Genomic DNA, 24,367 nt, shown 5'->3' with positions numbered 1-24,367 from the left:
TAGTCATTCAACTATTTGTCCAGTTTTTTGTTGCAAGTCCACCCTGAGTTTTTTTCTATAATAACAAAAGCTAATCGCTTATAAGCATAACGATCTTTAACAGCCGAATCAATCCAAGCCCCCAACACTTCAGGATTCGATAGATCTGAAGTAAAATAAAACCACATCTCTGGAACCTGAGTCAGTTTTGAAATTTCATCAAAATCCTCGGGTTCCAGTGGTCTCAAAATAATCTTTTCATTTGCTAACTGAAGGCTGAAATCAATCAATTTTATAGCTTTTTCTTGGCTGCAATTTGATCTAAAGCCAGATTATCCTTACTTCCTAAATGACTGTGTTTTCTACCTTCTCCGGGTTGATAAGTCCCACTTTGCACCTGCCCTCCTATCTCTTTATAGGCATCTCTAAAACTAGCACCATCGATCACCAGATCGTTAATGCTATCTACCGTAAACAGGTATTTATATTTCTCATCATTAAGATCGATATCTTTAACGATAATCTGTGAAATTGAATACGAGAAAATATCCAGGATTTCTTTAATTCCTTCTACCGAAGTCATGCTGTTTTCTTTGATCAACTGATAATCCCTATGATAACCGCTCGGCAAATTATTAGTAATTAAAACCATTTCTGTAGAAATGGCCTGAAGCTTATTCGATTTTCCACGAATCAGTTCGAAAACATCCGGATTTTTTTTATGAGGCATAATCGAGCTTCCGGTAGTTAGTTCATCCGGAAAACTGATAAATCCAAAATTCTGACTCATATATAAGCAAATATCCATCGCAAAACGTGCCAATGTATTTGCCAATCCTGCAATGGCTGAAGTTACGGTACGTTCACATTTACCCCTACTCATTTGCGCTGCCACCGAATTATATTTTAGGGTTTTAAAACCTAATTCCTTTGTAGTAAACTCACGATCTATAGGAAAGGAAGAGCCATAACCCGCAGCAGACCCCAACGGATTTTGATCTGCCACTTTTAAAGCGGCCTCTAATTGAAAAAGATCATCGATCAGGATTTCAGCATACGCAGAGAACCATAATCCAAAAGAAGATGGCATCGCTACCTGTAAATGCGTATAACCAGGAAGTAATTTTTCTTTATACTGATCGGCTAATCCCAAAAGGATGTCGATCAATCCTTCCGTTTTTTGATGAATTTCAATTAAATTTTCTTTAAAATATAATTGCATCGCTACCAAAACCTGATCATTACGGGATCTTGCTGTATGAATCTTCTTACCGGTATCCCCTAAAACTTTGGTAAGCTCGTATTCGATTTTAGAATGTACATCTTCAAATTCTTCTTCAATTACAAATTCATCATTTTCAACCTGTTTTTGAAGCTTATCCAATTCGGTTAACAAAGCCGGCACCTCATCTGTTTCCAAAATTCCTATCTCTCCAAGCATTTTTGCGTGTGCTTTCGATGCGGTAATATCGTATTTAGCCAGGTACATATCCAATTCACGATCGTTTCCTACCGTGAATTTTTCGATTTTCTTATCGATGCTTATTCCTTTATCCCAAAGTTTCATTGTGATGTCTTATTTTTTAAACCTCACAGTCCCGATAAATATGCGGGATAACCTGTAAGGTTTGATTGCTCTAAATTATCTCAGCGCCTTTTCTAATAAGGCGATATATTTTTCTATTCCTTCCTCTACCTCGTTCACATAAATAAATTCATCTGCTGAATGTGATCTTGTGCTATCCCCAGGCCCTAATTTCAACGAGGAACATTTCAGCATCGCCTGATCTGAAAGGGTTGGTGATCCATAGGTTTTCATTCCCAGATCTAATCCTGCTTTCACAAGATCATGATCCAATGGAATATTAGATGAATTTAATCGTAGTGATCTAGGCACAATATGATCTACCGGTGCATTTTCTTTCAAAAAGTCGCTAATCTGCTCATTAGAATAACAATCATTTACCCTCACATCGATTACCAGATCTACTTTTGCAGGAACCACGTTATGCTGTGTTCCGGCATTGATCTGGGTTACGGTTAATTTTACTTCTCCCAATTGCTTAGAAACTTCAGGAAACTTGATCGCCTCGAACCATTTTAAAACTTCTGCAGTTTTATAGATGGCATTATCGTTATTGGGATGCGCCGCATGTGATGGTGTTCCTTTCACCACCGCGTCAAAAACCACCAAACCTTTTTCTGCAACCGCCAAGTCCATTAGCGTTGGTTCGCCTACAATGGCCACATCCACCTTCGGCATTATAGGCAACATACAGGCAATCCCGTTTTTACCATTAGTTTCTTCTTCTGCAGTACCGGCAAAAATGATATTATAATTCAAATCTTCGCGATCATAAAAATACGTGAACGTCGCCAATAATGAAACCAAACAACCTCCAGCATCATTACTTCCTAAACCAAAAAGTTTTCCATCACGAATTTCAGCTTTAAAAGGATCGTTAGTGTACGCCGCATTTGGTTTTACGGTATCATGGTGCGAGTTTAGCAATAAGGTAGGCTTTGCCTCCTCAAAAGCTTTATTCGTTGCCCACACATTATTTAAATGCCTTTTATGAGGAATCTTATACTTAACAAACCACTCCTCTAATAGTTGCGCCGTTTGGTCTTCTTCGCCAGAAAATGATGGTGTTTGTATGAGATGTTGAAGTAATTGAAGGGCTTCTTGCTGAAGTTCTTTAATATCCATTACTGAATGATTTTTGTATGTGTTGTATTTTCTTTTAAAGATTGGTGATTTCCCAGATGAATTTTCTGTACTCCCTGTTCTAAGGCTTCAAAACAATTTTGAAGTTTTGGTAACATCCCATCGGTAATGACTTGTTTTTCTACCAGCGTTTTATATTGAAGAAAATCTATTTCCTTAATTACCGATTCGTCATCCGAAGCATCTGCGAGTACACCTTGTTTTTCAAAACAGTAATAAAGTTCAGTTTCATAAGATTTGCTCATCGCCCGGGCAATTTCTGAAGCGATCGAATCGGCGTTGGTATTAAGCAGTACTCCATCTTTGGTACAGGAGATTGCAGAAAAAACCGGTACTACTCCGTCCTCCAAAAGAGCCCCAATAAATTCAGAATTCACCTTCTCAATATCACCTACAAATCCATAATCAATATTTTTAACCGGTCTTTTTACCGATAAGATGCTTTGCCCATCAGCACCGCAAAGCCCAATTGCATTGGTATGCATCGATTGTAATTTTGCAACTATGTTTTTATTGATAAGACCGCCATACACCATGGTAATCACTTTCACCGTATCTTCATCGGTTATGCGACGACCGTCAACCATCTTTGTTTCGTAGCCTAATTTTTCTGAAATCTGAGTTGCCATATTTCCACCACCATGCACCAGGATCTTATAACCTTCCAGGTTTTTAAAATCTTCCAGAAATTCATCGAATTTGGCGGAATCTTCGATCAACTTTCCTCCTATTTTTACAACTTTTAGTGGTTTCATCTTTTTAGTAGTTAGTATTAAGTAATGAGTATTGAGTAGTGAGATTTTAGCTTTTCAGGATTTAACATTTAAAATCAGACTTCTCGATACAATTTTATCTTCGCTATGGCTCCAACAAAATCACTCGAAGTGACAGTTGAGTTCAAAGTTCCAAAGTTTAAGGTTTAAGGTTTCTTGCAGTTCTCATCTTCAAATTAAAAATATATACATCAAAACTTAGCTTTAAACCTTTCAAAATTTACTGATCACAGCATCTATCCTCTCTTGTCTCTATTCTATATTCTTGATTCCTGATTCTTAAATCTTGTTTCAAATTCGCACATTATCAAATCAACGCATCACCCAATCACCGCATTTAATCCAGCTTTTCCAAAATTCGTTTTAAAACTGCTTGTGCGGCATAAGTTCTATTATTTGCCTGATGAATTACAGCTGAATTTTCACTATCCAAAACCTCGTCTGAAATTACCACATTTCGTCTAACTGGCAAACAATGCATCACTTTAGCATCGTTGGTAAGCGCTAATTTCTCTTTAGAAAATGTCCAATTTGAATCGGTAGATAATACTTCACCGTACTTCTCATAACTACTCCAATTCTTCACATATACAAAATCGGCATCTTTTAAGGCCTCATCCTGATTATGATATACTTTGGTATCATTTAAAACCCGGTTGCTTAGATCGTAACCCTCAGGGTTTGCTACACAAAAATCAACGACCATTTTCTGCATCATTTCAGCAAAAGAATTAGGTACCGATTGTGGCAAAGCTTTGGGATGTGGAGCCCAGGTCAATACTACTTTTAGCTTATCTTTCTTCTTTAATTCGGTGATCGATATCGCGTCGGTCAAGGCCTGTAGCGGATGCCCGGTAGAACTTTCTAAATTTACCACAGGTACACTTGCATACTTTTTAAACGCATTAATTACCTGCTCTTCTTCATCTTTCACCTTGTCTTTTAACCCAGGAAAAGCACGCACACCAATTACATCACAATATTGCGACAATACGGCAGCGGCTTCCTTAATATGTTCTGCTTTATCCGAATTCATAACCGCTCCATCTTCAAATTCCAAGGCCCATCCATCTGCACCAACATTCATCGTAAGCACTTCCATTCCTAAAAGTCGGCCAGCTTTTTCTGTACTTAAACGCGTACGTAAACTGGAATTAAAAAACAACAAGCCCAGGGTTTTTCCTTTTCCTAAAGTGGCAGCTGAGTTTTCTTTTTTAAGCTGAATCGCTTCTTGTATTAATTCATCAAGGTTTTCGATATCGTGAACGCTTGTGTAATGTTTCATTGAAATTGGTTAATTTTAGGGGTTATTTTTGGTTCGCTAAACTGATCTTTAAAGCTTTAAAAAAGGTATCAAAATGTTTCTTTTCGATATTTAGCGGCGGTAAAATTCTAAGCAGATTCTTGTTGGCGGCAGATCCCGTAAAGATTTGATGCACATACAACATATCTTTTCTAAGACTGGCGACTTCAAAATCGAATTCTAAACCAATCATTAATCCGCGTCCTTTAATATTTTTTATCTGCGGAATTTCTTTTGCCTGCTCTTTTACGTAATCGAACATGGCTGAAGCATTCTGCAGCAATTCTTCTTTTTCAAGAATATTCAATACCGCTAATCCTGCAGCACAAGCCAGATGATTTCCGCCAAAGGTAGTTCCCAACATTCCATATTTTGGAGCGATATTTTTATCGATCAAAACCCCACCAATTGGGAAACCATTTCCCATTCCTTTCGCTATTGAAATAATATCAGGATGAATATTATGCTTCTGAAAAGCGAAAAAGTCACCTGTTCTTCCATAACCAGCCTGAACTTCGTCTGCAATGATCATCGCTCCGTTTTCTTTGGCTAATTTTTCAATTTGCTGATAGAATTCCGTGGTTGCTTCATCTAAACCTCCAACACCCTGAATCACTTCAAAAATTACTGCAGCCACATCTCCTTTTTGCAATTCTGAGGCTAAAGTTTCTGCATCATTAAAGGCGATTTTGGTTATTTTATGACCTTTATTAAACGGCGCTTTAATACTTTCATTATCGGTAACGGCTACTACTCCAGAGGTTCTTCCATGAAACGCATTTTCAAAATAAATTATGCGCTCTTTACCTGTAGCAAAGGAGGCTAACTTTAAAGCATTCTCGTTAGCTTCGGCACCAGAATTACATAAAAACAACTGATACTCCTCACAACCCGACAACTTGCCTAATTTTTCGGCCAGTTCTACCTGTAACGGATTTTTAATCGAGTTTGAATAAAAACCAAGCTGACGTACCTGGTTAGAAATTGCATTCACATAAGCAGGATGCGAATGTCCTATAGAAATTACGGCATGCCCGCCGTAAAGATCAAGATATTTTTTACCATCCTTATCGAAAACATGCGTGCCTTCGCCTTTTACAGGAGTGATATCGAATAATGGATAAACATCAAAAAGCTCCATATTTATTGTTCTGAAATGTTATTTATTTTTTTGAAAGATGCTTGTAAGCCTTTAATTAAAGAAGAACTTAACCCATTGTGTTCCATCTCGTTCAATCCTTCGATAGTGCAACCCTTTGGTGTGGTTACTTTATCAATTTCTTCCTCGGGATGCTTCCCAGATTCTACCAATAAACTCGCGGCTCCCAAACAGGTATTCATCGCCAGTTGCTGTGCATCCTTTGCGTCAAAACCAAGTTGTACGGCTCCCTGTGTGGTTGCACGAATTAAGCGCATCCAAAAAGCAATACCACTGGCACAAATTACCGTTGCGGCCTGCATTTTATTTTCCTTGATAATGATACTTGTTCCTAAGCGATTAAAAATAGCCTCGGCGATAGCGATACGCTTTTCTCCTTTTTCGTTAGAACACATACATGTCATCGATTTTCCAACAGCTATCGCTGTATTAGGCATGGCACGTATGATAAACTGATCTTTCCCAACTATGGCTTCAATTCTATCGATTTTGAACCCGGTTATTGTTGAAATAAGCACATGCTTATCAGTAAGCAAATCTTTTATTTCTTCTAAAATTCGTTCTAATTGCTGAGGCTGTACCGCAAAAATCAGAATATCTGAATTTTTAACTGCTTCCTGATTGTCTGAAGTTACCGTAACCTTAGAGTATTCTTCATAAGATTTAATCGCTTCAGTATTTCTTTTGGTGAGGTAAAGCGTGGTAAACGCATTATTTACGATAAGTCCCTTGGCAATAGACTTTCCTAAATTTCCCGCACCGATAATCGCTATTTTCATGGTTTAAGTTTTTAGAAATTGGTTCTAGAAATAACTAGCTTTAAGATGCAATCCTGAACTTTCCGGTAAACCGAACATTAAATTCATATTCTGTACGGCCTGTCCCGATGCTCCTTTTAATAAATTATCGATTACACTGGTGATTAATAATTTATCCCCAAATTTCTCTAATTTCAACAAACATTTATTGGTGTTTACCACTTGTTTTAGATGAATATTTTCTTCAGTCAAAAAGGTGAAAGCAGCATCTTTATATTGCTCTTCATAGATTGCTTTTGCTTCTTCCAGGCTACCGGTGAACTTCGTATAAGCAGTGGCATGAATTCCGCGAGAGAAATTTCCTCTATTCGGAATAAAGTTTACGGTCATGTCTAATTCAGGTTGCAGCCATTGTAAACTTTGCCCAATTTCATTTAAATGTTGATGCTCAAAAGATTTATAGGCTGAAAAGTTGTTATCCCTCCAGGTAAAATGTGTTGTGGCTGAAAGCGAAACTCCGGCACCGGTTGCCCCGGTAACTGCATTTACATGCCACTCGTTTTCAACTTTCTTTGCTTTTGCAAGCGGAAGAATCGCAAGGCTTATCGCCGTTGCAAAACAACCCGGGTTTGCGATAAAATTCGCTTTTTTGATCGCATCTTTTTTAAATTCAGGTAAACCGTAAACAAAATCATGGTTACCATCCATTCTATAATCAGTACTCAGATCTACAATTTTTGTGTTCGCTGAAAATGTATTTTCTGCTAAAAACTTTATCGAATTCCCATGCCCAAGACATAAAAACACTACATCTACTTCTGTATTGATTTCTCCTGAAAATAATAGATCGATTTCTCCAATTAAATCCTGGTGCACTCCTGCAACCGGTGTTCCCGGTCTTGAAGTACTAAATACAAAATCGAGTTCAACATTTGGATGATAGGTTAAAATTCTAACCAGTTCCCCTGCCGTATATCCTGCTCCGCCGATTATTCCTGCTTTGATCATGATATCCTTAATATTTAGTTATTTTCTACCGACTGGTATATCTTACCGGCATTGGATAGAATTTTAATAAATCCTTTAGCATCATTTGCGGTCCAAGCTTTATTTTCTTCTCCATAATTTCCAAAATTGCTATTCATCAGATCGTAAGGTGAAGAAATTCCGTCTAAAATAAATCGGTACGGATGTAGGCTAACAAACACTTTACCGGTTACCCTTTCCTGAGAACTTTGCAATAAAGCTTCAAAATCACGCATTACAGGATCTAAATACTGACCTTCATGTAAATGTGTCCCATACCAGTTCGCTACATAATCTTTATGTTGTAACTGCCATTTACTAAGCGTATGTTTTTCTAACAAATGATGTGATTTTATAATAATGCTTGCCGCAGCAGCTTCAAAACCTACCCTACCTTTAATCCCGATGATGGTATCTCCAACGTGGATATCCCGACCAATCGCATATTTTTTAGCGATTTCTTCAAGAATCTGGATATTATTTTCAGGAGAATTCTCTTTATCATTAATAGCGGTAAGCTCTCCTTTGGTAAAACTTAAGCTAATTTTACCTATCTCTTTTTCTGAAAGTTGGGATGGAAATGCCGATTCTGGTAATGGCTCGTTAGAAGTTAAAGTTTCGGCTCCTCCTACACTGGTGCCCCAAAGTCCTTTATTCACTGAATATTTAGACTTCTCCCAGTTCATTTCTACTCCGTTTTCCTTTAGGTAATCAATTTCTTCCTGTCGGCTTAACTGTTTATCACGAATCGGAGTAATAATTTCAATTTCAGGAGCAATAATCTGGAAGATCATATCGAATCTAACCTGGTCGTTACCTGCACCGGTACTACCATGAGCGATATATTTTGCACCAATTTCTTTGGCATAATTTATAATCTCAATAGCCTGTACGATACGTTCTGCACTTACAGAAAGCGGATAGGTGTTATTTTTTAAAACATTACCAAAAATAAGATACTTTACTACCTTAGTATAAAATGAAGAAACCGCATCGATATTTTTATAGGTGGTTGCTCCTATTTTCTTGGCATTGTCTCCTATTTTTTGAACTTCTTCTTTAGAGAATCCTCCGGTATTCACGCTTACTGCATGCACTTCGAAACCTTCATTAGACAATGATTTTGCACAATATGAAGTATCTAATCCGCCGCTGTAGGCAATAACTACTTTTTTCATTTTTATTGGTAAGTTTTAATCTAGGTTATTTCTTTCCTTTTTATAGAAAAGACTTTGTTTTATATTTTTTAATCGGGTAAAAGTTTTGTCATTAAGCTCACGCTTTTTTCTATCCTTTTTCTTTTTTTCAGGATCGTAAAGCATTCCTGTACACAAACACATTTTACGTTCTGTACGGGTTAGAATATCGTAGTTTTTACAGGTTTGGCAACCTTTCCAAAAAGCTTCATCATCGGTAAGTTCAGAAAAAGTGACCGGTTGATAGCCCAGATCATAATTGATCTTCATGACTGCTAAACCTGTGGTGATCCCGAATATTTTAGCATCCGGATATTTCTTTCGGGAATGATCAAAAATGACATTTTTGATATCTTTCGCCAGTCCCTGATTTCTAAAATCGGGATGGACAATGAGTCCGGAATTGGCCACATACTTGTCGTGGCTCCAGGTTTCTATATAACAGAAACCGGCAAACTTTTCCTCTTTGAGAGCGATCACAGCATTTCCCTTCTCCATCTTATTGATGATATATTCAGGAGTTCTGCGCGCAATACCGGTACCCCGAACCTTTGCCGATTCTTCGATAGTATTACAAATGATCTCAGCATAGGAAGCGTGAGATTTATTAGCAATGAGAATTTTCATCTGCTAAAAGATTTATGTTGGAAATTATATTTTGATCTGGGTTATCGAGAGCGGAACCGGACTCACCTAAGTTCCATAGATATATAGACGCACTTACGTGCGACGGGGAAAACGGCGGCGCATAGGGGAAATATCAGAGAATGATCTGATAGTTAATTTGTATTCTATGCCGTTTATGTAGTTCAAAATTGGGATGTAAGATAATATTAATAAAAAGTCGTTTCGGGGTGCTGCCTAGAAGCGGCGGCGGGGCCTGAAATGGAAACGGACTAATATTATCTTATTGATCGAAATCATATTACAAATGTATATAAATTTTTAAGGTACAGGCAGTTCTAGATCAAAAATTGAAATAAATTTGGATTATTATTCAAATATTCCCCGTAGAAATTCTTCTTTTTCATTCTTTCTACAAGAGGTTCAAAGTCAGCTGGATCCTTCAGCTCAATACCTACAACCGCTGGCCCGTTCGACCTGTTATGCTTTTTAGAATATTCAAAATGAGTGATATCATCATTTGGTCCAAGGACTTTTGCTACAAATTCCTTTAAGGCCCCTGCCCTTTGAGGGAACACGATCACGAAATAATGTTTTAATCCGGAATATAACAATGCACGTTCCTTGATCTCGGCCATCCTGATGATATCGTTGTTACTGCCACTAACGATACATACAACGTTCTTACCCTTGATCTTTTCAGCATAGAGATCCAGGGCTGAAATCGCCATGGCTCCGGCCGGTTCCACCACCATAGCGTCCTGGTTATAGAGATCTAGGATGGTCTGGCAGATCTTTCCTTCTGGCACAGTAATCATTTCATCCAGGTTTTCCTTACAAATAGCAAAATTTCGCGTTCCAACTTTCTGGACAGAGGCGCCATCTACAAATCGCTCTATATTTTCCAGCTCGATCACCCGGCCTTCCTGCAAAGAGGTTTTCATAGAAGGAGCGCCTTCGGGTTCGATGCCAATGATTATAGTATTGGGTGATAGTTCCTTGAACATGGAAGAAATTCCCGCCAGGAGTCCGCCACCGCCAAGTGGAGCAAAAACATAATCTATAGGTTCATTTGCCTGCTCAAGGATCTCCAGGGCAATGGTCGCCTGACCTTCAATAACTTTTTCATCATCGAAAGGATGAATAAAAATAAGTCCTTTTTCAGCCCTATGCGCCATCGCACTCTTATAGGAATCATCATAGGTATCACCCTTCAGCACTACTTCCACCCATTCACCACCGAACATTTCAGTTTGCTCTACCTTTTGTTGTGGCGTGGTGCCAGGCATATAGATCACTCCTTTAACTTTGAGCTTATTGCAGGCAAAGGCAACACCCTGAGCATGATTGCCGGCACTGGCACAGATCACACCTTTTTCAAGCTGTTCCTGTGGTAAACTGGAAATTTTATTATAGGCTCCACGAATTTTATAGGATCTAACCTGTTGTAAATCCTCACGCTTCAGCATTACCTTTGCATCAAAGCGCTTGCTATAGGTAAAAGATTCAGCTAAAGGAGTTTTCAGCACCACCTTTGAGATCCTTTCCGAAGCCTCTTTAACCGCTTTAAGACTAGGTTTGTAAATCGTATCCTTTTCCAGCAGAGTTTCCATTAAGCGTATATTTTCTTCATTGCAGTCATCGCAGATCGTAAAGTTGCGCCTACCTTCTCTACGGGATGCTCTTTGATCTCCTGATTCACTTTTGACAATTCCTCATTATCCACTCTTATATCTTCTGAAGCAAATTTTCTTCCGGCAACTTCAGGTTCCAGAGAATACACATAATCCTTGATCAGTGGTTTCGCTGCATGATCGAATAAATAACATCCATATTCCGCAGTATCTGAAATTACGCGGTTCATTTCGTATAGTTTTTTTCTGGCGATGGTATTCGCTATAAGGGGAGTTTCATGCAAGGATTCATAATAAGCAGACTCCTCGATAATCCCGGCATCTACCATCGTTTCAAAGGCTAGTTCCACCCCAGATTTCACAAAGGCAACCAGTAGAACTCCCTTATCAAAATACTCCTGTTCTGTAATCTCTTCTGAAGTTGCTTCAGTTTTCTCAAAAGCTGTATTCTCAGTTTCAGCTCTCCAGGTATGCAACTCGGTATCATCTTTCGCCCAGTCCCGCATCATCCTGCTACTAAACTCACCTGAAATGATATCATCCATATGCTTCTGAAACAACGGACGCATTTTTTCCTTTAGTTCTTCTGAAATTTCATAGGCTCTCATCTTTGCAGGATTTGAAAGTCTGTCCATCATCTGGGTGATTCCGCCGTGCTTCAAAGCTTCCGTAATCGTTTCCCAACCATACTGAATTAGTTTTGCTGCGTAGTTCTTATCCAGACCTTCAGAAACCATTTTGTCAAAAGTTAGAATGGATCCGGTTTGTAAAACACCACACAGGATGGTTTGTTCACCCATAAGATCAGATTTTACTTCCGCAACAAAAGAAGATTCCAGTACTCCCGCGCGATGACCTCCTGTAGCATAAGCATAAGCTTTCGCCCATTCCAGTCCCACGCCTTTAGGATCATTTTCAGGATGAACTGCGATCAATGTTGGGACTCCAAAACCACGTTTGTATTCCTCTCTAACTTCAGATCCAGGACATTTTGGAGCGACCATGATCACGGTAACATCCTCCCGAATCTTCATTCCTTCTTCCACGATATTGAAGCCGTGAGAATAGGAAAGTACGGCTCCTTTTTTCAAATAAGGCTGAATAGCTTTGATCACGTTTGTATGTTGCTTATCCGGGGTAAGGTTAATCACAAGGTCTGCATCCGGGATCAACTCTTCATAAGTTCCAACTGTGAAATCATTTTCTGAAGCATTTTTCCAGGATTGACGTTTTTCCTTGATCGCGCTTTCTCTAAGTGCATATGAAATATCCAGACCGCTGTCACGCATATTGAGCCCCTGATTGAGACCCTGTGCACCGCAGCCTACAATGACTATTTTCTTATCTTTTAAAGCATCTGCTTCGTTACTGAATTCATCCAGCTCCATGAATCTACAGGTACCTAATTGATCGAGTTTTTCAGCTTTGGACAGGCTGTTAAAATAGTTGGTCATGATAATGAGTTTGTGGTATTAAATTTTTCTAGTATTCCTGATATCGGCATTTCATTCTTGGTGACTGCGATGGTTCCAGACCTTACAAATTGCATGAGTCCGTAGGGTTTTAGTTTTTCATAAAGCTGATCGACCTCTATACGTTTTCCGGTCTTTTCTATTACAAAAAACTGCCTGGTTACGGTCACAATACGCGCATTGGTCTCTTTAATAAAATCCTGAATATTATGATCATCCAGAAAATCTTCAGATTTGATCTTATACAAAGCTGTTTCCTGGTAGATCGTTTCCGCATCGGTATGATAAAAAGCTTTGATCACCTCGATCTGCTTTTCGATCTGTCCTACGATCTTCTTGATCTGTTCTTCGGAAACCTTCACGATAATAATAAAGCGCATCACTTCGTTCACCTCGCTTGGGGAAGCCGTTATACTTTCAATGTTAATATGCCTTTTCAAAAAGATTGCAGCAATCCTGGAAAGTAGACCAAGATTATTTTCGGTATAAATCGAAACTGTATAGTTCTGTTTTTCCATTACTCTAATAATATTTCTGAAACTGATGCTCCGGTTGGAATCATTGGGAACACATTTTCTTCCTGTTCAACTTTTACTTCAAGGAAATAGGCTTCATCGCTTTGCATCATTTCTTTTACTGCCGACTCAAGCTGACTCCTTTCGGTTACCTGGTTTGCTTTAATATGATAACCTTTGGCGATCGTAATAAAATCTGGATTTACCATGGTTGTGGAGGCATAACGCCTATCAAAAAACATTTGCTGCCATTGTCTTACCATTCCCAGGAATCCGTTATTTAAAAGCACGATCTTGACTGGAACTTTGGTCTGGAAAATGGTCCCTAATTCCTGTATGGTCATCTGGTAACCGCCATCACCTATAACCGCCACAACATCTCTTTCTGGTTTTGCCATTTTCGCTCCTATGGCTGCTGGTAACGCAAATCCCATGGTTCCTAATCCCCCGGAAGTCACATTACTTCTTGACTGATTGAATTTGGCATAACGGCAGGCTGCCATCTGGTGCTGACCAACATCTGAAACAATGATCGCATCTCCTTTAGATTGAATATTTACTTCCTGAATGACCTCAGCCATTCCCAGATCTTTCTTGTGTACATCTAAATTTCCCTGAATCACTTTCTCATATTCAGTTTTGTACATATCCTTAAACTTCTGGTGCCATTCCTTGTGAGAATATGGCTCCAGTAATTCAAGCAATGCCTTCAGACTTTCTTTTACATCCCCCAGAACCGGGTAATCTGCTTGAACATTTTTATTAATTTCAGCCGGGTCTATCTCGAAATGAATGATCTTTGCCTGTTTCGCGTATTTTTCCAGATTTCCGGTAACCCGGTCATCAAACCTCATCCCAATAGCAATTAAAACATCGCATTCATTGGTAAGCATATTTGGTGCGTAATTTCCATGCATTCCCACCATTCCCACGTTTAATGGATGATCTGTTGGTAATGCCGAAAGTCCGAGAATCGTCCATGCAGCAGGAATTCCAGATTTTTCTACAACCTGTTTAAATAGATCTTCAGCTCCTCCCAGGATCACTCCCTGTCCCCAAACGATCAATGGTTTTTTAGCTTTATTGATCACTTCTGCAGCGCGTTGTACTTCCAGAAGATTTAATTCCGGGATCGGCTGGTAACTTCTTATTCCGGAACATTTTTTATAATTGAATTCCAACGAGGCAAACTGGGCATCCTTGGTAATATCGATTAGTACCGGCCCTGGTCTTCCCGACCTTGCGATATAAAAAGCTTTCGCCATTACTTCGGGAATTTCTTCAGCATTGGTGATCTGGTAGTTCCATTTGGTTACCGGTGTAGAAATACCTACAATATCGGTTTCCTGAAAAGCATCTGAACCCAGAAGATGGGACCCAACCTGGCCAGTGATACAAACCATTGGAGTGGAATCGATTTGCGCATCTGCAATACCGGTTACAAGATTGGTAGCTCCCGGACCGGAAGTTGCCACAGCGACCCCTACTTTTCCTGAAACTCTGGCATAACCCTGGGCAGCATGCGTTGCTCCCTGTTCGTGCCTGGTGAGCACATGGTGAATTTCCTTCTGATATTTATACAGTTCATCATATACAGGCATGATCGCCCCTCCAGGATATCCGTAAATAGTATCTACACCTTCTTCTAGCAAACATTTAATCACCGCCTCTGCTCCTGATACGGTCAGGCTTTTTTTCTTGCTTTGCTTTTCGAAACTTGCTGTTTTAACCTCCATATTTCCACCTAATTAAAATTCATCTGTCACGCATCCTTCTGATGCTGATGCTACTGTTTTTGCGTATTTATAAAGCACACCTCCTTTTGCTTTAAAAGCGGGTGCTTTCCATAATGCTCTTCTCTTACTTATTTCTTCATCACTCAAATGAGCTTCGATCTTATTTGTTTCGGCATTGATACTTATTTCATCGCCATCCTTCAGCAATCCAATTAGTCCGCCCTGTTGTGCTTCCGGAGTGATATGCCCCACTACGAATCCATGAGTTCCTCCAGAAAATCTACCATCGGTGATCAATGCTACATCTTTACCCAGACCAGCTCCCATAATTGCTGAAGTAGGCTTTAACATCTCTGGCATTCCAGGACCACCTTTAGGACCTTCATATCTAATGACGACTACATCACCTTTCTGGACCTTTCCAGATGAAATACCTTCATTGGCATCATATTCACCATCGAAAACTTTCGCTTTGCCGTGGAATTTTAAACCTTCTTTTCCTGTTATTTTTGCTACGGAACCTTCCTGAGCGAGATTTCCGTAAAGTATTCTAATATGTCCTGTCGCTTTTATAGGTTTCTCCACCGGGTGTATTACATCCTGATCAAAAGGCATAGGTTCTACCTCTTCAAGATTTTCTGCTATAGTTTTGCCGGTTACGGTCATACAATCCCCATGAAGTAATCCTTTCTCCAGCATGTATTTCATGACGGCTGGGATTCCACCAATCCTGTGGATATCTTCCATAAGATATTTACCACTAGGCTTGAGATCAGCCAGAAACGGTGTTTCTTCACAAATTCTTTCAAAATCCTTTAATCCGAAATTGATTTCCGCAGCTTTAGCGATCGCTAGGAAGTGAAGTACCGCATTGGTAGAACCACCAAGTACGGTCAATAATCTTATGGCATTTTCCAGAGATTTAGCAGATACGATATCTTTAGGTTTAAGATCTTTTTCGAGCAACAGTTGCATAGCTTCACCAGCTTTTACACTTTCCTGAATCTTTTCAGGACCGGTTGCGGGATTAGAGCTATTAAATGGCAGACTCATTCCCAGAGCTTCAATTGCTGAAGCCATCGTATTTGCAGTATACATACCACCACAAGCGCCGGCACCAGGACAGGCTTTTTCGATAACCTGTTGATACTCCTCTTCCTGCATTTCTCCGGAAACCTTGGAACCCCAGGCTTCAAAAGCCGAAACCACGTCCAGCTTCTTCCCATTATGACATCCAGAAGAGATCGTTCCTCCATACACTAATACCGAAGGTCGGTTCAATCTTAGCATTGCCATGAGTGCTCCTGGCATATTCTTGTCACAGCCAACTACAGTTACAAGTCCGTCATAAGACATTCCGCTAACCACCGTTTCCATAGAATCTGCAATTAGATCCCGTGAAGGAAGAGAAAACCGCATTCCTGGGGTTCCCATGGAAATTCCATCACTTACACCAATCGTATTAAAAATAAGTCCGTTTATACCGGCTTGCTGGGTCCCTTTTTTAACCTCTTTTGCGAGATCATTGAGATGCATATTACAGGGATTACCTTCATACCCGGTACTTCCTATCCCTACGAATGGTTTTTTTAGATCTTCCCTACTCAATCCAATGGCGTGAAGCATGGCTTGGGAAGCTGGTTGAGAATTACTTTGCGTTATGGTACTGCTATATTTGGTGTTCATTAAATTTCAATTCTGTTCTGTAAGAATTAAAAATACTGGGAATCGAACACCTTAGGTCGTGATATTAAATGACTGAATGAACGCTAATTGAAGAACTAATCACCTATATAGTTGAATTACAGTTGTTTAAATAGCATTTGTTTACGATCCCTAGAACTATTCCTGTGTAGAAATTAATATTACCAGAATAAAAAAAGCCACCAGTTATGGTGGCTTCGTGAGCTTATGATAAAATGGAATGTCGGAATTTTTTAGAACAAAATTTCCAACACCGCCACAACGAATTTTTCAACAATACTAATCATGGTTTAAAACTAATAAAAAGTTCTAAAACCTCCTCAATTTCAGCTGAATATTCTATTTTTTTCTTCGTAAAGAATATAGATCCTTTCTTCTGTCTTTCATATTTCGAACACTTCCGAAATTATGTAACTCTTTTAGTAGATCCAGATCGACATCTACCAGTAAAGTACTTTCAGTATTTGGAGTAGCTTCCGCTTTGATTCCGTTTACAGGAAAAGCAAAATCTGAAGGGGTTAATACAGCACTTTGAGCGTACTGAATATCCATATTATCTACCTTGGGCAAATTTCCAACAGACCCGGCGATGGCAACATAACATTCATTTTCCACTGCGCGTGCCTGAGCGCAGATCTTTACGCGAGAATATCCATTCTGCGTATCGGTCATGAATGGTACAAATAAAATATTCATTCCTTCCTCGGCAAGTAATCTCGAAACTTCAGGAAATTCAACATCATAACAAATTAGGACTCCAATTTTCCCGCAATCAGTATCAAATGTTTCCAGTTTATTACCGCCTTTCATTCCCCAGGCAGATTCCTCTGCTGGCGTGATATGCAGTTTTTCATAGCGTTCGTAGCTTCCATCCCTTCTGCAAAGATATCCTACGTTGTACATATGCTCACCTTCTGGCATTGGCATACTTCCGGTAATGATATTAATGTTGTAGTTGATCGCGAACTCCCGGAAGGTTTCCAGCAATTTCTCGGTATAGTCTGATAACGCACGAATGGCTTCCGGCTCAGAAAGATGATTGAACTGAGCCATTAATGGTGCATTAAAAAGCTCCGGAAAAAGTATAAAATCACTCTGATAATTGCTTACTGCATCCACGAAGAATTCGATTTGGGAAACCAGCGCTTCATAATCTTTGAACAAACGCATCTGCCATTGCACAAGCCCAAGTCGAACCACTGTTTTGGTAGTATTTACCAGTTTTTGAGGTTTCGAATAATAGATATTATTCCATTCCATTAAAGTCGCAAATTCCTTGGATTCATGATCTCCGGATAGATATCCCTTGATCACTTTCTTTACGTGAAAGTCATTACTCAACTGAAAGGATAGTACTGGATCATGAATTTCCTGCAATTTTACTTTCTCGATATAACGCTTTGGAGTTAACTCATCTGCATATTTTGCGTAATTCGGAATTCTTCCTCCAAAAACGATTGCTTTCAGGTTCAAGTGTTCACATAATTCTTTTCGAGCTTCATAAAGTCTTCGACCCAATCGCATTCCGCGGAATTCAGGGTGAATAAATACATCGATTCCGTAGAGAACATTCCCGTTTTTGGTATGCGTGGAAAAGTTTTCTCCCCCAATGATCTCCTCATAAGTGTGATTATCATCAAACTTGTCATAATTTACGGTAATTGAAAGCGCACAACCCGCAATTCGATTATCTATAATGATACACAACTGGCCTTCCGGAAACTTAGTGATCAAGGTTTTAATTTCAGCCTTGCTCCAGTATTCATCGGGCATAGCCTGGTAACTTTTAACCATGGAAATCTTCAATTCCTCGTAATCCTTAACCTGTAAGTTCCGAAGTTCTATTTTTGCTGAATCTATCACGAATATTTAATTTGAAAGTACGAAGATACTGCAGTTCGAGAATTATGTAATGACGTAAAGCTGCTTTTGATATAAAGTATTCTTAAATTTTTAGATCTTGAAATACCCTTCTTTTATAGCAACCATGACCAGGCCTACTCTACTCTTAACCCGTAACTTATTGAAAAGGCTCTCCCGATAATTTTCTACAGTTTTAGGACTAAGATTCATTTCTGAAGCGATCGCTTTATAAGTAAGCTCACTACAGGCGTAACATAAAAATTCCTGCTCCCTGCCAGTAAGTACTTCATATTTCTCAGCTTTTCCTTCATTTCTATAAGCTTCAGAAATTAGCTGATTCGTATAATAACCCGTATCAACGATCCTGTTTAAGGCGAGTTCAAATTCATCTGGATCTATATCCTTCAGAAGATATCCTCGAGCACCGAGTTTCAACATCCTGATGATCGTTTCATCTTCCTGATCTACAGTCAGAGCAAGAACTTTAAGATCTGGCTGATTTTCTTTTAACCAGGTCATTGTCTGTAGACCGTCCATTACTGGCATTCTCATATCCAATAATAGAACATCAGGAAGTTCCAGGTCACTTTGCACATGGTCTACAAGCTCCTGACCATTTTTAAAATAATCAAGCAGCTTGAAACCGTCGAACGAATTCACCAGAACCCGTAGTGAACTTGCGAACAGCTTATGATCATCGACTATGCTTATACTTTTAGACATTGCTAGTTATTTGAATAGGATAATTTAATTTCAGCGAAGTTCCTTCTCCAACTTTACTCTGGATATCAATTTGAGCATTTATAAGCCTGGCCCTGCTATACATATTAATTATTCCGGAACCTTTTTCTACTTCAGAATCATCGAAACCTTTCCCGTTATCTCTAGCATGAATCTGCAGTGAATCTTCCAGGTAGTTTAATTGAACTTCAAGTGAAGAGGCTTCAGCATATTTGATGACATTATTAAAAAATTCCTGCAGAATCCGGAATATAATGATCTCACTTTCAGGCTTAATTTCTCTGGCCTCACCTTTAATTTCCAATTCTGCCTGCAGGATATCCATACGATTATAGCGCTCCAGCTCGTCGCGAACAGACTTGTGCAACCCGGTTGTATGAATTACTTCGTTATTTAGCGTCCTGGAAAGTGAACGCACTTCATTTAAGGAATTAGCCACCAGGTCTTTGATCTCTGTAACCGCTGGAGCGGCATCCTCTTTAGATCTCTTTAAAAGTATGTTCAACTGGATACTGGCCACAGATAGCAACTGACCTATATTATCATGGAGTTCCCAGCTAACATTCTTCAATGTAGCTTCCTGTATCTCAATCTTCGTATTATTGAGTTCTATTAAAAATTGTTGTTCTGCCTCAAATTTCTCCTGTAAGATCTTATTCTTCCGCTTTTGATAAGTGATCACAAAAAAAACGGTAAAAATGGTGAGTACAACGATCACCAGTATAAAATAGAGAATTAGAATGATCTCTTCTTTCCGAAGCATTTCTATGGGATTTTAAATACTGGCAGGCCTTATTTAGCTGTTAGAATTAAACATTAATTCTAAGCTAAGATATCAGTTTTTCTTCCATTCCTCAAAGTTACCAGAAAACCTATGATAAAGATTCCGTATAAATAAATATTCCCGTACCTGAGAATACGCACATAAAATTGTACAAATTCCATATTACCTTCATTAAAATATCCTCCATAAATATTAATAGGTGCAATGCATAACTCGTATAAGATAAGCCCTACCGCGATATAGAAAATGACATCTGACTTAAATTGAAGAATTTCATCTGTACGAAGCATTTGAATCAGGTACGCCATAATACAGCTTACGAGAAAGAATGTTCCAAATATGATGACCGTATAGTCATATTGATATAAATAGTTACCAAAACTTCCAAAACAAAGTACACTGTAGATCACAAAGGTCCATTTTAGCTTAGCCAGGATCTTCCTTAGACTTTGACTTTCAGGATGGTTTAACTGTAAAATAAATAACTGCCCCAGCACAAAATACTTTATGACATAGAAATTATTATAATACCAGAAATTACGTGCAAAAGCAGTGTCTTTTAAAAATGGTGCCAACTGGTAATTATCATAATATGCCCAGATTGGGTACATGCCCAGCAGGTCATAGAAAAAATTGAACCATAGGAATCCAACAAAAATTTTTACACCAGTTCTTAAATTCCGGGCTTTGATGAGGTGTAATGTTCCAGCACAAGCCGCAAGGAATTCCATAAGATATCCTATGTATAGCTTGTTTTCAATAATGAATTTTATCACAGAAAATCCTAGCCTTTATATGGTAAAGGAGGCCACATACCTCCTACAGTATTCATTGGTTCAATTTCATCATTTTCGAGGTAATCTCTCCCAGAACCATCTTCCTCTTCAGCTTTCATTTTACGCGTAGCTGAGAAAAAAACGGTGTTAAGACTAGGTTTATCGCCATCAGCCTGATAAGCTCCGAGCCAGACATTGATTCCAGGCCTTTCCGCATTATTCTGATTAGATTGTTCACGAACGTAGTTGATATATTCCTGAAGTTCTTCAAGATCAAAATGGAACTCACAGGTATCTTTATGTTCTTTTCCATTCGTAGTAACTATAGATCTGGTTTCACGCCATTCCTTTTGAAGTTCTTTAGCTTTCTGGACAGTAATGCACTTATTTGGTGGATTCACGATGATAAGGGTTTGATTTGCTGGCTCTAAAATATAATTTCTAAAAATAAAATCGAGTTTATCTACAAGAAAGGGGAAAATTCCCCTACTCTACAGCCACTACTGTATCTATATTTGTAGAGTCATTTTAGTTTATCTAGAATGTTTTGGGGACAAAAAAAGTGTCAATCATAGTTTAGTTGTAGTTCTGAGTAGGGTCTTTTCTATAGCATTAATAAACTTAGTTGGCACTTTTTGCTATTTAAAGAAATCATCTTTTTCTATAAAATTGTACAGCTTCACCAGGAATTTTTTGAGAAATTACCTGGATTCCATATTCTGATAATTGTAAAACCCTTGGATAACCTCCCGTAGTTTGACAGTCTCTCATAAGCACAATCAGTTGTCCTGATGGAGTGAGTTGAACGCTTCCCGGCATGACCGGGGATGTATGAATGCCTTTGAGATCATTTTGGATAGATTCTTCAAATTGTACAGCCATACGGTTGCTGTCTCCATGTACCATAAGTTTCTTCTGAAAAATTAGTTTCTGCAAAGATTCTGGTAGTTTTCCAAATTCTGGACCTTCATAAGTTTCGATCATTTCTGAATTGAGATAATCTGTATCTACCTGTATAGCTGAATGAGAAAAACTTTTGATAGCTTCTGAAGCTCGATAATGTAAAAGCTGGTTCTTCTGAAGTCGATGATTTCCTGTAACAGCTTCGAACCAACTTCGACTTCCCAGAATTTCCGGAGATTGAAAACCATTTTTAATCGCAAGGTAGGATCGGAATCCAGATTTTCTTTTTCCGAAGGATAGAATATCTCCGGCCTTAATTTGATAAGCTGTATTTAGATCGATCTTCAAATCGTTAATTTTCGGACTGAGATTTGCCCCTCCAATGCAAATATTTGTAGCTGCATTGAATTCAAGAACAGGTCCAACAAATGTTATTTCCAGCACCGCATCATTCTCAGAATTCCCTAGAATTAGATTGCAAATTTTGAAGGCATATCTATCCATAATTCCACTCTCAGGAACACCATATTTTCTCGATCCAAATCTTCCGAAATCCTGAATCGTGGAAAATAATCCCGGCTGCTTAACAACTACTTCACCCATTGGATTTGATGATTTCGAATTCATAAATTCCTTGCTTAACCTCTTCCTCAATTTGGAAATATTCCAAATTACTTACCGGCTGAAATCGGACAAAATCTCCAGCAACAAACGGACTGGGAATTTTGCTGTTCGCATTAAAAAGATCCAGGGGTGTTCGACCAATAATTTGCCATCCACCCGGACTCTCTTGCGGATATATTCCGGTTTGATCTTCTGCAATTCCCACGCTACCTTTTGTTACAATTTTACGCGGAGTGTTTTTTCGTGCCGTTGCAATTTTTTGATTCAATCCACCCAGGTATAAAAAGCCCGGTAAAAACCCGGTAAAATAAACAAGGTATACTGGAGTGGAGTGAAGGGAAATCAGCTCTTCCTTTTTTATGTTTTTAAGCTCGGCTACATCATTTAAATCTGGAGCATATTCTGCTTCATAGCAAACAGGAATCTTGAAAATTCGCTTGTCGATGTTTTTTGATATATTCGTAGCTCTAAGAGCATTGGAAACGACTTTTAACTCACTATAGACATCTCTTATAGCTGAAGGATAACTTATTAATAACGAGTCGTATGTATTAGTTATTTCAACCTTTTGTTCAAGATTTATTTTTGATAGCGTAACTTTTGCCTCCAGTATAGTTTGAAGTATTTTTTCTGAAATTTCCTGAGGGAATTCTATCAGAATTCCGCGATCTCCCATTCTCGAAATACTCTTCCACTTCATCGGTCTTACGATTTAATATAGATTTTTTCTGCAGCCAATTTACGTTGTAAATATTGTAGAATTTGCACCGCCGAAGGGGTATCAGAATGCACGCAATATGTATCTGCCTGAGCCTTTAAAAATTCACCGTTTTGCAATAAGACTTTGTTCTCTTTATAGATACTTCTCACGTGTTGTAAAACCATCTCCCTATCCTCAATGACCGCATGAGTGTTTGATCGAGGAACCAGACCATAATTTTTCTCGTAATTTCGATCTGCAAAAGCTTCCTGATACAGTTCAAATCTACCTAAAGCGAGTTCTCCAAGTTGAGAGTGAAGAGGCACATATAGCCTTAAATCACCTCCCAGATCTTCCAGACTTCTCAACACAATATTGGAAATATTCCTATCGCGTGCAGCGTCATTATAAAGAGCCCCGTGTAGTTTTACATGACTTAATTTTCCACCTTCAGATTCCACAATTTGCTTTAGACTTAGCACCTGTCCTTCTATGGAAAGTTGCAATTCTTCAGCAGTCATTTCCATATGATTTCTTCCGAAGTTTGCCCGGTCTGGATAGGATGGATGAGCTCCAATTTCTACGTTATTTTCAAGAGCCAGCCTTACAGTTCTATGCATGGTTTCAAGGTTTCCGGCATGTCCTGCACAGGCAATATTGCAGGCAGTAATAAGTGGCATTAACTTCTCGTCAAACTCTCCTCCTTCTCCAAGATCACAATTTATATGGATGGTTTGTTTCATCATAAATTCTGTATTACTGTATAAATTGATTTCGCGCCCAGGAATATAGCCAGGGCAATTACCAAGATACCAATTATGTTTTGGAAAGCTGAATTTCTAAATTTACCCAGAATAGATTCTTGATTGACGATCCATAAGAGGAATATCGCAATAATTGGAAGCACAATTCCATTAGCTACCTGCGCAAATTGAATGATCTCGACCGGTTTAATTCCCAGGGAGCTAAAAAACACACCAAGAATAATTATGCTCATCCACACAGCTTTAAACCTCCAGTCGGCCATTCCAGCCTTCCATCCAAGACAACCTTTCACAACATAAGCTGCTGCCAAAGGGGCTGTTATGGACGAGGTGATGCCAGCTGCCAGTAATCCGATCGCTAGAAATGTGGTTGCCATACTTCCAAACAATGGCTCCAGTCCTACTGCCAGACCAGCTACATCATCAATTGAGCTCAATCCGGAAGAAGCTGCGCATATTAAGATAGCCATAGAAACGAGTCCACCAAGAATGATCGAAAATACCAGTTCTCTCTGTACAGTTTTAAGATGTTTGACACCTGTCCATTTCTCACCAACCAAAGATGCATGTAAAAACAAATTATAAGGTACCACGGTAGTTCCCAC

General features: G+C 38.9%; 24 protein-coding genes. All 24 read right to left on the bottom strand.

All coding sequences use genetic code 11. The features are described 5' to 3' along the window. Positions 1–11 precede the first annotated feature (11 nt). Positions 12–269 carry a GNAT family N-acetyltransferase gene (locus QZ620_RS07220; protein ID WP_295180328.1) on the bottom strand — a complete coding sequence of 86 codons (258 nt, stop codon included), beginning with the start codon at positions 267–269 and terminating at the stop codon, positions 12–14. Between the two features lie 2 nt (positions 270–271). Further along, on the bottom strand, positions 272–1,546 hold the full coding sequence (argH, locus tag QZ620_RS07215; RefSeq protein ID WP_295180327.1) for an argininosuccinate lyase: 1,275 nt from the start codon (positions 1,544–1,546) through the stop codon (positions 272–274). Positions 1,547–1,621: 75 nt separating this feature from the next. Further along, a complete protein-coding gene (locus QZ620_RS07210; RefSeq protein ID WP_295180326.1) occupies positions 1,622–2,689 on the bottom strand; it encodes a M20 family metallo-hydrolase in 1,068 nt (355 codons plus the stop codon). Further along, complete coding sequence (argB, locus tag QZ620_RS07205) at positions 2,689–3,462, bottom strand: acetylglutamate kinase (protein ID WP_272957413.1); 774 nt, start codon at positions 3,460–3,462, stop codon at positions 2,689–2,691. The genes QZ620_RS07210 and argB overlap by 1 nt, the downstream gene beginning before the upstream one ends. A 355-nt stretch (positions 3,463–3,817) precedes the next feature. Next, positions 3,818–4,765, bottom strand: a complete 948-nt coding sequence (locus QZ620_RS07200; RefSeq protein WP_272956911.1) for an N-acetylornithine carbamoyltransferase — start codon at positions 4,763–4,765, stop codon at positions 3,818–3,820. Positions 4,766–4,787: 22 nt separating this feature from the next. Then, on the bottom strand, positions 4,788–5,924 hold the full coding sequence (locus QZ620_RS07195; protein ID WP_295180325.1) for an aminotransferase class III-fold pyridoxal phosphate-dependent enzyme: 1,137 nt from the start codon (positions 5,922–5,924) through the stop codon (positions 4,788–4,790). 2 nt (positions 5,925–5,926) lie between these two features. Beyond that, a complete protein-coding gene (proC, locus tag QZ620_RS07190) occupies positions 5,927–6,721 on the bottom strand; it encodes a pyrroline-5-carboxylate reductase (protein WP_013072212.1) in 795 nt (264 codons plus the stop codon). A gap of 24 nt (positions 6,722–6,745) precedes the next feature. Next, complete coding sequence (gene argC, locus QZ620_RS07185; protein ID WP_295180324.1) at positions 6,746–7,708, bottom strand: N-acetyl-gamma-glutamyl-phosphate reductase; 963 nt, start codon at positions 7,706–7,708, stop codon at positions 6,746–6,748. Between the two features lie 14 nt (positions 7,709–7,722). Next, a complete protein-coding gene (locus tag QZ620_RS07180; RefSeq protein WP_272958374.1) occupies positions 7,723–8,904 on the bottom strand; it encodes an argininosuccinate synthase domain-containing protein in 1,182 nt (393 codons plus the stop codon). Between the two features lie 15 nt (positions 8,905–8,919). Beyond that, entirely contained in the window at positions 8,920–9,549 is a 630-nt protein-coding gene (locus QZ620_RS07175) for a GNAT family N-acetyltransferase (RefSeq protein ID WP_295180323.1), read from the bottom strand. 335 nt (positions 9,550–9,884) lie between these two features. Continuing rightward, complete coding sequence (gene ilvA / locus QZ620_RS07170; protein ID WP_295180322.1) at positions 9,885–11,159, bottom strand: threonine ammonia-lyase IlvA; 1,275 nt, start codon at positions 11,157–11,159, stop codon at positions 9,885–9,887. Beyond that, the gene (gene ilvC, locus QZ620_RS07165) at positions 11,159–12,634 is read right to left on the bottom strand and encodes a ketol-acid reductoisomerase (protein WP_295180321.1); all 1,476 of its coding nucleotides are present in this window, start codon (positions 12,632–12,634) and stop codon (positions 11,159–11,161) included. The genes ilvA and ilvC overlap by 1 nt, the downstream gene beginning before the upstream one ends. Then, the gene (gene ilvN, locus QZ620_RS07160; RefSeq protein ID WP_295180320.1) at positions 12,631–13,170 is read right to left on the bottom strand and encodes an acetolactate synthase small subunit; all 540 of its coding nucleotides are present in this window, start codon (positions 13,168–13,170) and stop codon (positions 12,631–12,633) included. The genes ilvC and ilvN overlap by 4 nt, the downstream gene beginning before the upstream one ends. Continuing rightward, a complete protein-coding gene (gene ilvB, locus QZ620_RS07155) occupies positions 13,170–14,903 on the bottom strand; it encodes a biosynthetic-type acetolactate synthase large subunit (RefSeq protein WP_295180319.1) in 1,734 nt (577 codons plus the stop codon). The genes ilvN and ilvB overlap by 1 nt, the downstream gene beginning before the upstream one ends. A gap of 12 nt (positions 14,904–14,915) precedes the next feature. Beyond that, positions 14,916–16,589 carry a dihydroxy-acid dehydratase gene (gene ilvD, locus QZ620_RS07150; RefSeq protein WP_295180318.1) on the bottom strand — a complete coding sequence of 558 codons (1,674 nt, stop codon included), beginning with the start codon at positions 16,587–16,589 and terminating at the stop codon, positions 14,916–14,918. Positions 16,590–16,946: 357 nt separating this feature from the next. Beyond that, positions 16,947–18,470, bottom strand: coding sequence for a bifunctional GNAT family N-acetyltransferase/carbon-nitrogen hydrolase family protein (locus QZ620_RS07145; RefSeq protein ID WP_295180317.1), 1,524 nt, complete (start codon positions 18,468–18,470; stop codon positions 16,947–16,949). A gap of 90 nt (positions 18,471–18,560) precedes the next feature. Further along, on the bottom strand, positions 18,561–19,193 hold the full coding sequence (locus QZ620_RS07140; protein ID WP_295180316.1) for a response regulator transcription factor: 633 nt from the start codon (positions 19,191–19,193) through the stop codon (positions 18,561–18,563). Continuing rightward, positions 19,186–19,974, bottom strand: a complete 789-nt coding sequence (locus tag QZ620_RS07135) for a histidine kinase (protein ID WP_295180315.1) — start codon at positions 19,972–19,974, stop codon at positions 19,186–19,188. Before QZ620_RS07135 ends, QZ620_RS07140 begins: the two co-directional genes overlap by 8 nt. Before the next feature lie 59 nt (positions 19,975–20,033). Further along, complete coding sequence (locus tag QZ620_RS07130) at positions 20,034–20,771, bottom strand: hypothetical protein (RefSeq protein WP_295180314.1); 738 nt, start codon at positions 20,769–20,771, stop codon at positions 20,034–20,036. Positions 20,772–20,779: 8 nt separating this feature from the next. Further along, on the bottom strand, positions 20,780–21,172 hold the full coding sequence (locus tag QZ620_RS07125) for a hypothetical protein (RefSeq protein ID WP_295180313.1): 393 nt from the start codon (positions 21,170–21,172) through the stop codon (positions 20,780–20,782). Between the two features lie 250 nt (positions 21,173–21,422). Continuing rightward, positions 21,423–22,301, bottom strand: coding sequence for a biotin-dependent carboxyltransferase family protein (locus QZ620_RS07120; protein WP_295180312.1), 879 nt, complete (start codon positions 22,299–22,301; stop codon positions 21,423–21,425). Beyond that, positions 22,270–22,998, bottom strand: coding sequence for a 5-oxoprolinase subunit PxpB (gene pxpB / locus QZ620_RS07115; RefSeq protein ID WP_295180311.1), 729 nt, complete (start codon positions 22,996–22,998; stop codon positions 22,270–22,272). Before pxpB ends, QZ620_RS07120 begins: the two co-directional genes overlap by 32 nt. Before the next feature lie 5 nt (positions 22,999–23,003). Beyond that, complete coding sequence (gene pxpA / locus QZ620_RS07110; protein ID WP_295180310.1) at positions 23,004–23,744, bottom strand: 5-oxoprolinase subunit PxpA; 741 nt, start codon at positions 23,742–23,744, stop codon at positions 23,004–23,006. Next, the coding region (locus tag QZ620_RS07105; protein ID WP_295180309.1) for an NRAMP family divalent metal transporter at positions 23,741–24,367 on the bottom strand (627 nt) is incomplete at its 5' end. The genes QZ620_RS07105 and pxpA, both read right to left, overlap by 4 nt.

This window comes from uncultured Christiangramia sp. (genome assembly GCF_913046405.1).
In the GTDB taxonomy this organism is placed as follows: Bacteria; Bacteroidota; Bacteroidia; order Flavobacteriales; family Flavobacteriaceae; genus Christiangramia; species Christiangramia marina.
This window is presented reverse-complemented; position numbering and strand designations above follow the sequence as displayed.

Coding starts and splice junctions, on each gene's coding strand:
- argH (WP_295180327.1), bottom strand. CDS start 1,546: ATGAAACTTTGGGATAAAGGAATAAGCATCGATAAGAAAATCGAAAAA.
- QZ620_RS07210 (WP_295180326.1), bottom strand. CDS start 2,689: ATGGATATTAAAGAACTTCAGCAAGAAGCCCTTCAATTACTTCAACAT.
- argB (WP_272957413.1), bottom strand. CDS start 3,462: ATGAAACCACTAAAAGTTGTAAAAATAGGAGGAAAGTTGATCGAAGAT.
- QZ620_RS07200 (WP_272956911.1), bottom strand. CDS start 4,765: ATGAAACATTACACAAGCGTTCACGATATCGAAAACCTTGATGAATTA.
- QZ620_RS07195 (WP_295180325.1), bottom strand. CDS start 5,924: ATGGAGCTTTTTGATGTTTATCCATTATTCGATATCACTCCTGTAAAA.
- proC (WP_013072212.1), bottom strand. CDS start 6,721: ATGAAAATAGCGATTATCGGTGCGGGAAATTTAGGAAAGTCTATTGCC.
- argC (WP_295180324.1), bottom strand. CDS start 7,708: ATGATCAAAGCAGGAATAATCGGCGGAGCAGGATATACGGCAGGGGAA.
- QZ620_RS07180 (WP_272958374.1), bottom strand. CDS start 8,904: ATGAAAAAAGTAGTTATTGCCTACAGCGGCGGATTAGATACTTCATAT.
- QZ620_RS07175 (WP_295180323.1), bottom strand. CDS start 9,549: ATGAAAATTCTCATTGCTAATAAATCTCACGCTTCCTATGCTGAGATC.
- ilvA (WP_295180322.1), bottom strand. CDS start 11,159: ATGGAAACTCTGCTGGAAAAGGATACGATTTACAAACCTAGTCTTAAA.
- ilvC (WP_295180321.1), bottom strand. CDS start 12,634: ATGACCAACTATTTTAACAGCCTGTCCAAAGCTGAAAAACTCGATCAA.
- ilvN (WP_295180320.1), bottom strand. CDS start 13,170: ATGGAAAAACAGAACTATACAGTTTCGATTTATACCGAAAATAATCTT.
- ilvB (WP_295180319.1), bottom strand. CDS start 14,903: ATGGAGGTTAAAACAGCAAGTTTCGAAAAGCAAAGCAAGAAAAAAAGC.
- ilvD (WP_295180318.1), bottom strand. CDS start 16,589: ATGAACACCAAATATAGCAGTACCATAACGCAAAGTAATTCTCAACCA.
- QZ620_RS07140 (WP_295180316.1), bottom strand. CDS start 19,193: ATGTCTAAAAGTATAAGCATAGTCGATGATCATAAGCTGTTCGCAAGT.
- QZ620_RS07135 (WP_295180315.1), bottom strand. CDS start 19,974: ATGCTTCGGAAAGAAGAGATCATTCTAATTCTCTATTTTATACTGGTG.
- QZ620_RS07120 (WP_295180312.1), bottom strand. CDS start 22,301: ATGAATTCGAAATCATCAAATCCAATGGGTGAAGTAGTTGTTAAGCAG.
- pxpB (WP_295180311.1), bottom strand. CDS start 22,998: ATGAAGTGGAAGAGTATTTCGAGAATGGGAGATCGCGGAATTCTGATA.
- pxpA (WP_295180310.1), bottom strand. CDS start 23,744: ATGATGAAACAAACCATCCATATAAATTGTGATCTTGGAGAAGGAGGA.